The 14,044-nt window shown below is 59.3% G+C and carries 14 protein-coding genes; 6 read left to right on the top strand and 8 right to left on the bottom strand.

The annotated features are described in order from the left end of the window. The first annotated feature begins 78 nt into the window (after positions 1 to 78). Positions 79 to 1,080 (top strand): aldo/keto reductase, encoded by a 1,002-nt coding sequence (locus tag L904_RS00960; RefSeq protein ID WP_020812421.1) that lies wholly within the window; start codon positions 79 to 81, stop codon positions 1,078 to 1,080. A gap of 58 nt (positions 1,081 to 1,138) precedes the next feature. Here the strand turns inward: L904_RS00960 and pheT are convergent, their stop codons facing one another. The 6 genes from pheT to infC form a co-directional block, all read right to left on the bottom strand. Then, positions 1,139 to 3,562, bottom strand: a complete 2,424-nt coding sequence (pheT, locus tag L904_RS00955) for a phenylalanine--tRNA ligase subunit beta (RefSeq protein WP_035264596.1) — start codon at positions 3,560 to 3,562, stop codon at positions 1,139 to 1,141. A gap of 24 nt (positions 3,563 to 3,586) precedes the next feature. Continuing rightward, complete coding sequence (gene pheS / locus L904_RS00950; RefSeq protein WP_035264594.1) at positions 3,587 to 4,669, bottom strand: phenylalanine--tRNA ligase subunit alpha; 1,083 nt, start codon at positions 4,667 to 4,669, stop codon at positions 3,587 to 3,589. After that, on the bottom strand, positions 4,662 to 5,540 hold the full coding sequence (locus tag L904_RS00945) for a phosphotransferase (RefSeq protein WP_035264593.1): 879 nt from the start codon (positions 5,538 to 5,540) through the stop codon (positions 4,662 to 4,664). The genes pheS and L904_RS00945 overlap by 8 nt, the downstream gene beginning before the upstream one ends. Before the next feature lie 172 nt (positions 5,541 to 5,712). Further along, a complete protein-coding gene (gene rplT, locus L904_RS00940; RefSeq protein WP_003493358.1) occupies positions 5,713 to 6,117 on the bottom strand; it encodes a 50S ribosomal protein L20 in 405 nt (134 codons plus the stop codon). A 40-nt stretch (positions 6,118 to 6,157) separates the two neighbouring features. Next, the gene (rpmI, locus tag L904_RS00935; RefSeq protein WP_035264590.1) at positions 6,158 to 6,361 is read right to left on the bottom strand and encodes a 50S ribosomal protein L35; all 204 of its coding nucleotides are present in this window, start codon (positions 6,359 to 6,361) and stop codon (positions 6,158 to 6,160) included. A 190-nt stretch (positions 6,362 to 6,551) separates the two neighbouring features. Next, complete coding sequence (infC, locus tag L904_RS00930; RefSeq protein WP_078051391.1) at positions 6,552 to 7,088, bottom strand: translation initiation factor IF-3; 537 nt, start codon at positions 7,086 to 7,088, stop codon at positions 6,552 to 6,554. Between the two features lie 187 nt (positions 7,089 to 7,275). Between infC and L904_RS00925 the strand changes: the two genes are divergently transcribed. Beyond that, positions 7,276 to 8,064 carry a carboxylesterase gene (locus L904_RS00925; protein WP_020808469.1) on the top strand — a complete coding sequence of 263 codons (789 nt, stop codon included), beginning with the start codon at positions 7,276 to 7,278 and terminating at the stop codon, positions 8,062 to 8,064. Positions 8,065 to 8,182: 118 nt separating this feature from the next. Beyond that, entirely contained in the window at positions 8,183 to 8,797 is a 615-nt protein-coding gene (locus L904_RS00920; protein ID WP_003524508.1) for a transglutaminase-like cysteine peptidase, read from the top strand. 56 nt (positions 8,798 to 8,853) lie between these two features. Here L904_RS00920 and mbfA read toward each other — a convergent pair whose 3' ends face one another. Next, positions 8,854 to 9,837 carry an iron exporter MbfA gene (mbfA, locus tag L904_RS00915; RefSeq protein ID WP_020808468.1) on the bottom strand — a complete coding sequence of 328 codons (984 nt, stop codon included), beginning with the start codon at positions 9,835 to 9,837 and terminating at the stop codon, positions 8,854 to 8,856. 140 nt (positions 9,838 to 9,977) lie between these two features. On the opposite strand from mbfA, the gene L904_RS00910 reads away from it, so the two are divergent. Together L904_RS00910 and L904_RS00905 are read left to right on the top strand one after the other, a co-directional pair. Next, entirely contained in the window at positions 9,978 to 10,448 is a 471-nt protein-coding gene (locus tag L904_RS00910) for a group III truncated hemoglobin (protein ID WP_020808467.1), read from the top strand. Between the two features lie 162 nt (positions 10,449 to 10,610). Then, complete coding sequence (locus L904_RS00905; protein ID WP_020808466.1) at positions 10,611 to 11,714, top strand: TRAP transporter substrate-binding protein; 1,104 nt, start codon at positions 10,611 to 10,613, stop codon at positions 11,712 to 11,714. A 6-nt stretch (positions 11,715 to 11,720) separates the two neighbouring features. On the opposite strand, the gene L904_RS00900 is transcribed toward L904_RS00905, so the two are convergent. Next, entirely contained in the window at positions 11,721 to 12,815 is a 1,095-nt protein-coding gene (locus L904_RS00900; RefSeq protein ID WP_031233329.1) for an AraC family transcriptional regulator, read from the bottom strand. 145 nt (positions 12,816 to 12,960) lie between these two features. On the opposite strand from L904_RS00900, the gene L904_RS00895 reads away from it, so the two are divergent. Further along, positions 12,961 to 14,034: a dienelactone hydrolase family protein gene (locus tag L904_RS00895; RefSeq protein WP_020808463.1), complete on the top strand. Its 1,074-nt coding sequence runs from the start codon at positions 12,961 to 12,963 to the stop codon at positions 14,032 to 14,034. The last annotated feature ends 10 nt before the right edge of the window (positions 14,035 to 14,044 follow it).

Here is a 14,044-nt window from a genome sequence, read left to right as displayed (position 1 = left end):
CGATTATTTTTGCCGCAACGAGACGCTATTTTCTCATCACGCCCTGATGACGGGCGGTTCCTTTGGAAGGACGAACAGATGAAAAAAAGAACCCTTGGAAACAACCTTTCCGTTTCGGCGCTCGGCCTCGGCTGCATGGGCATGACCCATGCCTATAGCCCGACCGGCGATGAGAGCAGCGCAATTGCAACGTTGCACCGCGCCGTCGAACTCGGCGTCACCTTTTTCGATACGGCGGAGGTTTATGGGCCTTACAATAACGAGATTCTTGTCGGTAAGGGTTTGAAGCCCTATCGCGACAAGGTGGTCATCGCCACCAAGTTCGGCTTCAAAATCGACACCAGCAAACCCGCTGGCCAGATGATGGTGGGCACCGACAGCCGCCCGGAAAATGTGCGCGCCGTCGCCGAGGCCTCTCTCAAACGCCTCGGCGTCGATGAGATCGACCTGTTCTACCAGCATCGCGTCGATCCAAATGTTCCGATCGAAGACACCGTAGGCGCCATGGCCGAACTGGTCCGGCAGGGCAAGGTGAAGCATCTCGGCCTGTCGGAAGCAAGCGCCGAGACACTTCGTAAGGCACACGCCGTTCATCCGATCGCGGCCATACAGAGCGAATATTCGCTGTGGACCCGCGACGTGGAGGAAAACGGCGTGCTGGAAACCTGCCGTGAGCTTGGCATTGGTTTCGTCCCCTTCAGCCCGCTCGGGCGCGGTGCCTTGACGGGCGCGCTGAAGTCGCTCGACGGCCTTGCATCCGACGACTTCCGCCGCGGCCTGCCGCGCTTCCAGAGCGAAAACTTCGACGCCAATCTGGCGCTCATCAAGCTTCTGGAAGACATGGCGACTGAGAAGGGCGTGACCGCCGGACAACTGGCGCTGGCCTGGGTTCTGGCGCAGGGCGACTTCATCGTTCCTATTCCCGGCACGACAAAAATCGCCAATCTGGAGAAGAACGTTGCCGCGGCGGAGGTGTCGCTGACGGCAGAAGAAGCCGCCAGCCTCGGCGCGCTGCTTTCGCCTGCAAAAGTCGCCGGTGCGCGTTATCCAGAACAGATGTCACGGATGGCCAACCGATAAAAACAAAAAGCCGCGGCAGTTGCCGCGGCTTTTTTCATTCCGTCAGCTGCCTTCAGGCTCAAGCGCGCAGAACGCCGCCCGTGGATTTCTCGACATTGCCGACGATCTTGGCCGTGAGGGCCTCGAAATCCTCGTCCGTCAGCGTCTTGTCGACCGGCTGGATCTGCACTTCGATGGCGACCGACTTGCGGTTTTCACCGAGCGATGCGCCCTCGAAAATATCGAAGACATTGACGCCGGTGATCAGCTTGCGGTCGGCGCTGGTCGCAGCCTTGATGATGGCGCCCGCCTCTACCGACTTGTCGACCACGAAGGCGAAGTCGCGCTTAACGGCCTGGAAGGGCGAAAGCTCGAGCGCAGGCTTGGTGCGGGTTGCCTTCTTCTTCGGCTCCTGCATGGCGTCGAGATAAATCTCGAAACCGCAATAGGCGCCGGAGACATCCAGTTCGGACAGCGTCTTTGGATGGAACTCGCCGAAATAACCGAGCACGACCTTCGGACCCATCTTGATGGTGCCGGAGCGGCCGGGGTGATACCAGCCGGGGCCGCCGGCTTCGATCTGCACATTGGCCATAGGCAGGCCGCAAGCTTCCAGCACCGCCAGCGCATCGGCCTTGGCGTCATAGACATCCACGGGCTTGCCACCGCCCTTAAAAGCATTGGACCACATGCGGCCGCTGCCTGCGAGCGAGGCCGTGCCACGGCGAACACCGCCGGCAACGCGGCGCTGCCCATCAGGCGTATCGCCCTCATAGGTGCCGGAGACCTCGAAGATTGCGACATCACTATGCCCTTTATCGGCATTGCGCTGTGCGGCCGTCAGAAGGCCGGGCAGTAGCGAAGGCCGCATGTCCGACATATCGGCTGCGATGGGGTTGGCGAGTTTCAGCGCGGGTGAACCACCGCCGAACAGCTTTGCCTGCGCTTCCGGGATGAAGGACCACGTGACAGCCTCGAGCATGCCGCGGCTTGCCAGCGCACGGCGCGCGGTGCGGGTACGGATCTGCAGCGTGGTCAGGATACGGCCGTTGACGGCGCCGAAGCTTTCAAGCGGCTCTGGCTTGATATTATCGACGCCGTGGATGCGCATGACTTCTTCCACCAGATCGGCCTTGCCGTCGATATCAGGACGCCAGGACGGGACGGTGACGGAGACGCGCTCGCCGGTTCCCTCGACGCCGAAACCGAGGCCTTTGAGAATGGCGAGGCTCTCTTCCGCCGAGACTTCCAGACCTGTCAGGCGCTTCACTTCCGCCAGCGGAAAATCCACAACCTTGGGCTGATGGCCCTTGTAACCGACGACCCGAGCTTCGCCGGCGACGCCGCCGCACAGTTCGAGGACCAGTTCGGTGGTGCGCTCCAGACCCGGAACCATATATTCAGGATCGACGCCACGCTCGAAACGATAACGCGCATCGGTGATGATGCCGAGCGAACGGCCGGTCTTGGCGATATTGATCGGATCCCAGAGTGCGGACTCGATCAGCACGTCGACAGTGTTTTCATCGCAGCCGGAATGTTCGCCGCCCATGACGCCGCCGATGGATTCGAGGCCCTTCTCGTCGGCGATGACGACATTGTTCGGGCCGAGCTTGTATTCACGCTGATCGAGCGCGAGGATGGTCTCGCCCTCTTTTGCGCGGCGAACCGTCAGATCGCCCTTGACCTTGGCGGCGTCGAAGACATGCATCGGCCGGCCCTGGTCGAAGGTCATGTAGTTAGTGATGTCGACAAGCGCATTGATGGGACGCAGGCCGATTGCCAGCAGGCGCTGCTGCATCCATTTCGGGCTGGGGCCGTTCTTCACGCCGCGCACGATGCGCAGCGAAAAGCCGGGGCAGAGCGCCGCATCGTCCAGCTCAAGCTTCACGTCGACCGGGGTTGCGCCTTCCACCTTGAAGGACGGCGCGGGTCTCGTTTTCAGCTTACCGAGACCGGAAGCGGCGAGATCGCGGGCAATACCGTAGATCGAAGTGCAATCCGGGCGGTTCGGCGTCAGGTTGATTTCGATGACCGGATCGTCGAGCCCGGCATAGGTAGCGAAGGAGGTGCCGACCGGCGCATCTTCCGGCAGGTCGATGATGCCGTCGTGATCGTCGGAAATGTTGAGCTCCTTTTCGGAGCACATCATGCCATGGCTTTCGACACCGCGTATCTTGCCGACGGCAAGGGTAACGTCGATGCCCGGAACATACATGCCGGGACGCGCCAGCGCACCGACGAGGCCGGCGCGTGCATTCGGCGCGCCGCAGACGATCTGCACCGGCTTGCCGTCGCCGGCATCGACGGAGAGAACCTTCAGGCGGTCAGCTTCCGGGTGCTTCTCGGCGGAGAGCACCTTGGCGATGACGAAAGGCTTGTAGGCCGCCTTGTCGTCAACGTCCTCGACTTCGAGGCCAATCGCCGTCAGCCGCTCGCAAATCTCGTCCAGCGTCGCATCGGTATCCAGATGCTCTCTCAGCCAGGAAAGAGTGAATTTCATGTCTTTGCTCCTTGGCTAACCGGATTAAACGCTCAAACCGCCGAACAGCGTCGGCATGTCGAGCGGGCGGAAGCCGTAGTGGTTCATCCAGCGGACATCGGCGTTGAAGAAATCGCGCAGATCAGGCATGCCGTATTTCAGCATGGCGATGCGGTCGAGGCCCATGCCCCAGGCAAAGCCCTGATATTCATCCGGATCCAGCCCTCCGGCGCGCAGCACGTTCGGGTGCACCATGCCGCAGCCAAGAATCTCCATCCAGTCCTTGCCTTCGCCGAACTTGACGATGGGGCCGGAACGGTCGCACTGGATATCCACCTCGAAGCTCGGCTCCGTGAAGGGGAAGAAGGACGGGCGGAAACGCATGACCACGCTGTCGACCTCGAAGAAGGTCTTGCAGAATTCTTCCAGAATCCAGCGCAGATTGCCGACATGCGCCTTCTTGTCGATGACAAGGCCTTCGACCTGATGGAACATCGGCGAATGGGTGGCGTCGGAATCCTGGCGATAGGTCTTGCCGGGAATGACGATGCGGATCGGCGGCTTCTGGCTTTCCATGGTGCGGATCTGCACCGGCGAGGTGTGGGTGCGCAGCACCTTGCGCTCGCCGTTTTCATCCGGCTGGAAGAAGAAGGTGTCGTGCATTTCGCGGGCCGGATGGCCTTCAGGGAAATTCAGCGCCGTGAAGTTGTAATAGTCGGTTTCGATATCCGGACCTTCGGCGATCGAGAAACCCATATCCGCGAAGATGGCGGTGATTTCATCGACGATCTGGCTGATCGGATGAATGCGGCCGCGCTCGGCCGGAGACTGGCGGACCGGCAGGCTGACATCCACCGTTTCCGCTTTCAGCCGGGCAGTGATGGCGGCGTCCTTCAGCGCATTCTTGCGCTCGCCGATGAGGTCGGTGATTTCGGTCTTGAGCTGGTTGATGGCGGCGCCGCGAGTCTGGCGCTCTTCCGGCGTCATGCTGCCAAGCGTCTTCAGAAGCTCCGAAACCGAGCCCTTCTTGCCCAGCGCGGAAACACGCACGGCTTCGATGGCCGGCTCATCGCCCGCCGTGGCGATCTCCGACATCAATTGCGATTTCAAGGTATCAAGTTCAGTCATCTTTTCCTGCCTTGCCGGTCTTTTTAACAGCGGCTTCGGGGTTCACAGCATTCATCAGATAGTCGGTCGCCATGATAAAGCGTCGCAGATCACTACCCATCCGCACGCGCCCGATCAACCGGGCAACCGGTAAAAAACGCCCCAGAATGCCGGTCAGACGGCACAATTCTTCCAGCGCCCGGGGCGGGGCGTTTTCGCGCCAGCGGGCGAAGGCGGCATCGCAGGTTTTCCGCGCATCGCAGGCGCGTGTCGCGACCTGCAGAAACAGCAGCCAGATATCGCGGGCCTGCGCCGTCTCGAGCGGCATGACTTCCTGCGGGCGCTCCTCGAAATCCATGAAACCGACGCGGCCATGCTCGAGAAAAAAGTCGCGCACATGCGGGCGGCCATGACAAAGGCCTGCCGCATGCAATTCGCCGAGTGCCTCGGCAGATTTTACCAGCAGGGCATCATGTTCCGCCGGTCTTGCGGTTTTTATCGCGTCCATATGCTCCATGATGGTGGGGCCGACATCACCGAGGACAACGGCCGTCAACGAAGAATAGATGATGGGCGGAACGGGAAAACCGCGGGCCTTGAAGACCTGCAATGTTTCGAGCTCACGGCGCATCAGGCCTGCACCATCGAGCGGCGGCGATGGGCGCATGAAAGTGTAGGGAAGCAGCTTTGCGAGAAAGGTCTGCAGCTTTATCCACCAGGATGGCGTTTCGGTACCCTGACGCTTGATCCACACGGTTGTCGCGGAAAGCTCGAGTTTCTGCACGCGGCGCTCGCTCTTAAGCAAAGCCCGCATCAAGGCTGCGATATCGCCATCTTCGAGATGGACGTGGAAACCCTTCGCCTTTTCCGCCTCGCTTGCGGCAACCAGCATTCTTGCCCCCAATGGAACATGCCGACCGAAAGCCGGATGCCCCACCCTTCTGGCAACCCCGGTGCAAAACGCTCCACGCCTTTGCCGAAACTGCCGTGAATTCCAAAAACGAAAACCCGCGCCGGAGAACCGGCGCGGGTTTCAAATGAACAACAGATTGTCCGCGCCGTAATTACTTTACAGCGGTTTCAAACTCGTTGGCCGTACCAGCATCCTTGAGGTACTCAAGCGCCTTCTTCGCTGCTTCGACGAGCGCGCCGAATGCTGCCGGCTCATGGATAGCCATGTCGGACAGAACCTTGCGGTCGACTTCGATGCCAGCCTTGTTCAGGCCGTCGATGAAGCGGCCGTAGGTCAGGCCGAATTCGCGAACAGCAGCGTTGATACGCTGGATCCACAGAGCGCGGAAGTTGCGCTTGTTGACCTTGCGGTCGCGGTAAGCGTACTGCTTGGAACGATCCACGGCAGCCTTTGCTGCGCGGATGGTGTTCTTGCGGCGGCCGTAGAAGCCCTTGGCTGCCTTGAGTGTCTTGGTGTGCTTGGCGCGGGAAGTTACGCCACGTTTTACGCGTGCCATGTCATGATCTCCTTAAAGTGTCCAAATGTGCGGAAAAGTCTCAGAGACCGTTCGGCAGGTAGTTCTTGACGACCTTCTTGCCGTCAGCGTCGGCGAGAACCATGGTTCCGCGCGCGTCGCGAATGAACTTGTTGGTACGCTTGATCATGCCGTGGCGCTTGCCGGCGGCGGCTGCAACAACCTTGCCGGTTGCGGTGATCTTGAACCGCTTCTTTGCAGCGGACTTCGTCTTCATCTTGGGCATTTTGCTACTCCGTTTTTGTATCGAAACAGGCAGACGAGGCCTATTTCAAGCTATTCAGGAACGGCCTCGGCATGCCCTGCCGGACCGTTCGGACGCGCGCTTATAACCGCAGTCGGCTAAAAGCGCAACGGGGAATGAGAATTTCCCCTTGCGGTGGGATACGCGCCGGTGATGTGAACGCGTAAAAAGATTATTTCGGGGCGAGAACCATCATCATCTGACGGCCTTCCAGCTTCGGCTCGGCTTCCACCTTGGCAATCGCCTGGGTGTCTTCCTTCACCTGGAGGAGAAGCTTCATACCGAGTTCCTGGTGGGCCATTTCGCGGCCGCGGAACTTCAGCGTTACCTTCACCTTGTCGCCATCGTCAAAGAAACGGCCCATCGCCTTCATCTTCACGTCATAGTCATGCGTGTCGATGTTGGGGCGCATCTTGATTTCTTTAACTTCGACGATCTTCTGTTTCTTGCGCGCTTCAGCGGCCTTTTTCTGGGTCGAGTACTTCAGCTTGCCGAGATCGAGGATCTTGCATACCGGCGGTTCCGCGTTCGGCGAAATCTCAACGAGATCGAGACCGGCCTCCTCCGCCAGTTTCAAAGCCTGATCCGTCGGCATGCTACCGAGGTTCTGGCCCTCTTCATCAATAAGCTGAACTCTGGGAACCCGAATTTCCCGGTTGGAGCGCGGCCCCTCCTTGACGGGGGCATCGGCTTTGAAAGGTCTGCGAATGGTCGTATTCTCCTGATCTGTTTCTGGATCACGTCAGCAAAAAACAGCTTGTTTGGTACAAGCGGCGGAAATGTCGTTATTGCTGTGGCGAAGTCAATAGCATATCTGCCCGAAAAGATCACCTGTTGTCACGGTTTTTGCAAATACGCCGCCGTTGTTGCACCAAAATCAGGAGAATTGCATATACATGACCGAACAAGCCGCTGAATTCCTGCGTGTAGGCCCCGACAACGACACTCGCGACATTGCTTTCCTTCATCGCCCGGCGGCTTCGGGCGAGAATATGCCGATGCTAGTATGGCTCGGCGGCTATCGTTCCGACATGACCGGAACCAAGGCGGTTGAACTCGATCGCTTCGCCGCTGAAAACGGCCTTGCCTGCCTGCGGCTCGACTATTCCGGCCATGGCGCCTCCGGCGGCGACTTCAGGAAGGGCACGATTTCCCGCTGGCTGGAAGAGGCGCTTGCCGTGGTGCGCGCAAAAGCGCCGTCGCGCGTCGTTCTCATCGGCTCCTCCATGGGCGGATGGATTGCGCTACGCATGGTCGAGGAGCTGCGCAAGGCGGGTGGCGCGCCATCCGTCGCCGGTCTCGTCCTCATTGCGCCAGCGCCGGATTTCACGCAGGAGCTGATAGAGCCCAGCCTTTCGGATGCGGAAAAAACCTCTCTGGCGGAAAAGGGTTATTTCGAGGAACATTCGGAATATAGCCCAGAGCCCAACATCTTCACCCGCGCGCTGATGGAGGACGGGAAGCAGAACCGCGTGCTGCAGGGGATCATCACCACCGGCTGCCCCGTTCACATCCTGCAGGGCATGCGCGACCCCGATGTTCCCTATCAGCATGCGCTGAAGCTTCTCGAACATCTTCCGTCCGACGACCTCGTGCTGACGCTGATCCGCGACGGCGACCATCGGCTTTCCCGGCCGCAGGATATCGAGCGGATGCTCGCCGCGGTCAAAGCCCTTGCAATATAGGCATTTGCGCAACGCTCTTAACCATATTCGACGAGTCTTGCGCGCCGCCGATTGCTAGCGATTGACTCAAGCCCCCTATCCCTCTTAACTTTTCGTTAAGAATTAAGGGACGGGTTTCATGATGAACGCACCGCTGGCGCGTGCGCTGCTGTTTGCAGTTGCCGCCGGGCTAATGACTGCTGCCTCCGCCACGGCGGAAACCAAGGGAAGCCCTTCCATGGTGACGGGGGGGATCACATCCCAGCCGATCGGCCATTATGAGTTCTGTCAGAAATATGCAGACGAATGCAATATTCGCAGCAAGGCGACACCGCCGCCGCGCGTCACGGATTATGGCTGGGATGTCATTCGCGAGGTCAATACGTCCGTCAACACCACAATCGTGGCGATGACCGACCAGGAAATCTACGGCAAGGACGAAGTCTGGGAATATCCGACGACCGCCGGCGATTGTGAAGATTTCGTGCTGCTGAAGCGCAAGAAGCTGGTCGAGCGTGGTTTTTCCGTGGCTGATCTTCTGATCACCGTCGTGCGCAAGCCGGATGGCGAGGGCCATGCCGTGCTGACCCTTCGCACCACCGACGGCGATTATATTCTCGACAATCTCACCGACGACGTGAAGCTGTGGACCGACACCAACTATACCTATCTGAAGCGGCAGGCGTCCTTCAATACGGGCCGCTGGGTCTCGATCGAAGACGGTCGCGACGTGCTGGTCGGCGCATTGCGCTGACGTCTGGTTCCATGTTTGATGGATTGAGAGCCCGCTATTGCGGGCTCTTTCTTTTTTCACCCATTACCGATGATGATGCCGGCCGCAAGCACCAGTGAGCCGCCGAGGACCACCTGAAACACCGCGCGCAGGAACGGCGTTTCCATGAAGCGGTTCTGAATGAAGGCGATGGCCCAGAGTTCCACGAAAACGACGACGGCGGCAATTGCCGTCGCTGTCCAGAAATGCGGAATGAGATAGGGCAAGGCATGGCCGAGACCGCCTATGGCCGTCATGATGCCCGAAGCCAGGCCCCTCTTTACCGGAGAACCGCGGCCCGAAAGCTTGCCGTCATCATGGGCGGCCTCGGTGAAACCCATGGAGATGCCCGCACCGACGGAGGCCGAGAGGCCGATCAAGAAGGTCTGCCAGGTATCCTGCGTGGCAAAGGCGGCCGCGAAAATCGGCGCAAGCGTCGAGACGGAGCCATCCATAAGCCCCGCAAGACCCGGCTGAATATAGGTCAGAAGAAATTGCCGTTTTGCGGTTTCCGCCTCTTCGGTCTTGCCGTTTTCATCCAGGTGTTTTTCTTCCAGCATCTGCGCGATGTCTTCGTGACCCCGCTCCGCCTCGGCCAGATCGCCGAGGAGCTTGCGCGTCGAGGCATCGCTGGTGCGCTTGAGGGCCTCATCATAGAAGCGGATCGCCTGGGCTTCCATCAATTCGGCCTGGGCGCGGATTTTTTCGAGCGACAGGTTCTTCACCAGCCAGTCCGGGGTGCGCTCATAAAAACCACGCACATGTTCGCGGCGGATTAGCGGGATGGTTTCTCCGAAGCGGCGGCGATGCATGTCGATCAGCACGTTTCGATGCTGCTGCTCGACCTCGGCCATATCATCGAAGACTTTTGCGGACTGCGGATATTGTGCACGCAGATGATCGGCATAGGAGCGATAGATACGGGAATCGTCTTCTTCAGACGAAATGGCGAGCGCGAGGATTTCCTGCTCACCGAGGGAGGAAAAGGGGCGTTTGGACAGGGAAAAAAGACTGCGAAACATGGCTGAAACCTTTTTTAGAATAATTCTAAATACATCCATGCTGCAGCAGGATCAAGCCATCTTAGAATAATTCTAATATGGCAAAGGGTCGCATTGCGGGCGGCATCGCGGCGGGGTAAATTCGCCAAAAAGGAAACACCATGCAGAACGACGTTGCGGCCAGAGCCGCCCACAGCGCGGAAATTCAGGACAGGGCGGAAAAAGCCATGGCGGAGATCGGCGTCGATGCCGGTTTCATCGATTTGCTGGTGGAAACATTTTATGGCCGCGTTCTTGAACATCCCACGCTCGGCCCGGTTTTTGATGCGCGGCTTGCCGGGCGCTGGCCGGAGCATATGGCCAGGATGAAACAGTTCTGGGCGGCTGTCGCGTTCAAGAATGGCGGCTATGGCGGCAAGCCCGTGCAGGCGCATCTCGGCGTAAAGGGCATGTCGGCGGAGCTTTTTCCGCAGTGGCTTGCGCTTTTTTCCGCCACGCTGGATGACATCGCGCCGAACAGAGAGGCCCATGGCTGGTTCATGGAAACGGCGGAACGCATCGCCAGAAGCCTGACGCTTTCACTGTTTTACAATCCCGCAATGGACGACCCGGCGTTGATGCGAAGCAAGTGACGCGGAAAGACGTGACGAAGCAATATTCGCCAAGCATCACCGGAGATCACGCAAGTTTCAAACATTCCCTCTTGATGGCTGCAGGGATAAATGATTAGTAGCCGGCGGGAGGCGTACCGTGCGGTTCGCCTGTAATATGCAGACATAGCAGGGCTTATCGACATGGATCGCAGATCATTTATCCGCAAGGCGGGCGCTCTCGGCGCCGGTGTTACCGCAACGGCGCTTGCCGCTCCGGCCATCGCACAGGAAAACCCCAAGATCACCTGGCGCATGACGTCGTCCTTCACCAAGGGCCTCGACATTTTGTTCGGCGCGGGCCAGATCGTCGCCGACCATGTCAAGGAAGCCTCCGGCGGCAACTTCGTCATTCAGCACTTTGCCGGCGGTGAAATCGTGCCGGCGCTTCAGGCGGCGGATGCGGTAACGGCCGGAACCGTCGAAATGGCGCATACCTGCGCTTATTATTACGTTGGCAAGGATCCGACCTTCGCGCTCGGAACCTCGGTTCCCTTCGGCCTCAATGCACGCCAGACCAATGCCTGGTTCAATCAGGCCGGTGGCAACGAGTTGCTGAATGAATTCCTTGCCCAGCACAATATCTACTCGATCCTCCTCGGCAATACCGGTGCCCAGATGGGCGGCTGGTTCCGCAAGGAAATCAACACCATCGACGACCTGAAGGGTCTGAAGATGCGTATCGCCGGCCTGACCGGCCAGGTGATGCAGAAGGTTGGCGTGACACCGCAGCAGATCGCCGGCGGCGATGTCTATGCGGCTCTGGAAAAGGGCACAATCGACGCCACCGAATTCGTCGGCCCCTATGACGACCAGAAACTCGGCTTCTACAAGGTCGCGAAATATTACTACTACCCGGCATGGTGGGAAGGCGGCCCGGCCGTGCATGCCTTCGTGAACCTGCAGAAGTTCAATGAGCTGCCGGAGAACTACAAGCGCATCCTGAAAGACGCCTGCGCCGCCGGCAGCGCCAGCATGCTGGAACGTTACGATGCGCGCAATCCGAAGGCGCTGAAGGAACTCGTGGCGCAGGGCGCCATCCTGCGCCCCTTCAGCCAGGAAATCCTCGATGTCTGCCACAAGGCGGCCCAGGACACCTATGCGGAGATTTCGGCCAAGAACGAAAACTTCAAGAAGATCTACGAGAGCCAGCAGGCCTTCAAGAAAGATGCCTATCTCTGGGCCCAGATCGCCGAATATACCTATGACACCTACATGATGATCCAGCAGCGCAACGGCACGCTCTGATCCCCATCATTTTCCGACGATCTTGAGACGGTCATCCGGCATCTGCCGGGTGGCCGTTTTGTTTGGCGAGACCAGCTTCCACACTTCACGCTCCCGCCAGTCGACCGGGCTCATGCCGGTGACGCGGCGGAATTCGCGGTTGAAGTTGGACTTGGTCTGGAAGCCGGAGGACAGCATGATCGTCGTCACCGATTGCTCCGTCTCTTCCAGCAGCCGGCAGGCTTCGCGGATGCGCAACTGGTTGACATATTGCGAGACATTGACGCCGAGCGAGCGGTTGATCGCGCCCGATATCTGCCGGCTCGGCAGGCCGAGGCGTCTTGCAAGCCGCGACAGGTTGAGGTTCTCATCACGGTAAAGCGCCTGCGTCTCCATCAGCCGATCAACCCTTGCAACGATATCCCGGTCCTGTTCCGATGGCTCCGCCGACGCTGACAATTCCGCGACAGGTTCCGTGGCTGTTTGCGGCGCCTTGCTCCTGCCGGCCAGAGCAGCCATGAGGCCAATCAGCAGCAGGCCGAAAAGATTGGCATTGCTGACCAGCGCTGCAACATTCTGCCCATGCGCCCATTCGAAATCGAAAAACACCAGAAGATCGAATAGGGCAGAAACACAAAGAGCGATGGCAGCGATAATAAGCGCCCGGTGCGCCGAGGTGACGCTGGCAAATTGCGCCTCGTCCAGCCCATCCGGGCCCTTTCTGCCAAGAAGAAGCAGGGCAATGGCGTGGCCGACGAAGATGACGATCAGCGCAAGATCAATCGCCATCGGCAAGGTGAGTTCCATGATGACGATGAGCAAAGGCGACAGGACGAGGTTGGCAAGCATCACCATCCTGCTCTCCGCCGCCACTCTCATCAGCCCACGAAAAGCAATGTAGACCAGCGGCGGCAGGCAGGCGGCGAGGACCGGCAAAACATAACGGGTTTCGCTGACACCATACCCCCAGCGCAGGCCGACAAGGACGGATTGCAGGGCACAAAGCGCGATCAGCGTCAGAAAGGCCCGATTGGTTCGCACATCGTCTCCGCCTCGCAAGAAAACGATGAACATGACAACCAGCAGAAGCGCCACGACGAAAGGTAGCGGAATGAACAGCACGAATGAATATCCCCGGAACAACGGCCTATATCGCCAATTCATGGACCAGATCGCGTTTCGGGACGACCTTTAACACGATCAAGGACGCAAAAAACATGTCGCGGCGCAGATTGAACCCCGTTCTTTCCAACCGCACGAGGTTTTCATGCGCCCCATCACCACCATCACGACCATCCTGTTTTCCGCTCTCGTCACCCAGCCTGTTCTTGCAGGCGAGGCTGTCGGCGTCAGCGAAACCACCATTCATTCGCCAGCACGCGGCAAGGACCTGGCCGTCACAATCTGGTACCCATCCGACGGAAAGGGTACGCAGACGCTTTCCGGCGATGACCGGATTTTTCAGGGCACGCCAATGGTCAAGGATGGCGCCGTGAAACCGGGTCGGCTGCCGCTTGTGCTTCTGTCTCACGGCTCGGGTTCACGAGTGTCCGGCATGGCGTGGATAGCCGCGAAACTTGCGAGCGAAGGTTTCATTGTGGCGGGAGCCAACCACCCCGGCACCACCAGCGGCGATTCCACACCCGCCGACACGCCGAAAATCTGGGAGCGAACGGACGATCTCTCCACGATTGTCACTGTTCTAACGGCAAAGGGCAAATGGTCGAGTGCGATCGACGCGCAAAGGATTGGCGTGCTCGGCTTTTCGCTCGGCGGCAGCGCGGCGATGGAGATTTCGGGTGCGCGCGCCGATCTCGATGCCTATGCGCGCTATTGCAAAGACTATTCCACGATGATGGATTGCCAATGGTTCGCCGGTGGCCGGGGTTATCTCAATGGCGAGGCGGTCGACGTGCCGAAGCTCGATCTCAGAACCCTCGACAAGGCCCGTTTCGAGCAGCAGAACCGCGATCCCCGTATTCGGTCCGCCGTGCTGGTCGATCCCGGTCTGGCGCTCGCCTTTCAGCCTGACAGCCTGAAGCAGATCGATATTCCACTGACCTTCATTAATCTGGGCAGCAAGGGCAAAATTCCGCCTGCCGTGCTTGCGGATAAACTCGCGGATGAAGTGCCCAGCGCGACCTATCAGCAGGTAGACGAGGCCAATCATTTCAGCTTCCTGCCGCTGTGCAAACCGGATGCCGACGCCTTTCTCAAATCCGTCGGCGAGCGCGATCCGATCTGCGAACCGGCCGGACTGAGGGACCGTGCGGATATTCACGCGCAATTGGAGACAATGATCGCTGCCGCCTTCAACCGCACGCTTAAGCCGGGTCAGTAAGGCGGCAGAC

This window comes from Agrobacterium sp. LY4 (genome assembly GCF_001526585.1).
Lineage (GTDB): Bacteria > Pseudomonadota > Alphaproteobacteria > Rhizobiales > Rhizobiaceae > Agrobacterium > Agrobacterium leguminum.
Note: the sequence above shows the minus strand (reverse complement) of the source record. Positions and strands in the feature narration are given on the sequence as shown.

Excerpts from the sequence above, each read along its gene's own strand:
- L904_RS00960 (WP_020812421.1), top strand. The coding sequence starts at position 79 with ATGAAAAAAAGAACCCTTGGAAACAACCTTTCCGTTTCGGCGCTCGGC.
- pheT (WP_035264596.1), bottom strand. The coding sequence starts at position 3,562 with ATGAAATTCACTCTTTCCTGGCTGAGAGAGCATCTGGATACCGATGCG.
- pheS (WP_035264594.1), bottom strand. The coding sequence starts at position 4,669 with ATGACTGAACTTGATACCTTGAAATCGCAATTGATGTCGGAGATCGCC.
- L904_RS00945 (WP_035264593.1), bottom strand. The coding sequence starts at position 5,540 with ATGCTGGTTGCCGCAAGCGAGGCGGAAAAGGCGAAGGGTTTCCACGTC.
- rplT (WP_003493358.1), bottom strand. The coding sequence starts at position 6,117 with ATGGCACGCGTAAAACGTGGCGTAACTTCCCGCGCCAAGCACACCAAG.
- rpmI (WP_035264590.1), bottom strand. The coding sequence starts at position 6,361 with ATGCCCAAGATGAAGACGAAGTCCGCTGCAAAGAAGCGGTTCAAGATC.
- L904_RS00925 (WP_020808469.1), top strand. The coding sequence starts at position 7,276 with ATGACCGAACAAGCCGCTGAATTCCTGCGTGTAGGCCCCGACAACGAC.
- L904_RS00920 (WP_003524508.1), top strand. The coding sequence starts at position 8,183 with ATGATGAACGCACCGCTGGCGCGTGCGCTGCTGTTTGCAGTTGCCGCC.
- mbfA (WP_020808468.1), bottom strand. The coding sequence starts at position 9,837 with ATGTTTCGCAGTCTTTTTTCCCTGTCCAAACGCCCCTTTTCCTCCCTC.
- L904_RS00910 (WP_020808467.1), top strand. The coding sequence starts at position 9,978 with ATGCAGAACGACGTTGCGGCCAGAGCCGCCCACAGCGCGGAAATTCAG.
- L904_RS00905 (WP_020808466.1), top strand. The coding sequence starts at position 10,611 with ATGGATCGCAGATCATTTATCCGCAAGGCGGGCGCTCTCGGCGCCGGT.
- L904_RS00895 (WP_020808463.1), top strand. The coding sequence starts at position 12,961 with ATGCGCCCCATCACCACCATCACGACCATCCTGTTTTCCGCTCTCGTC.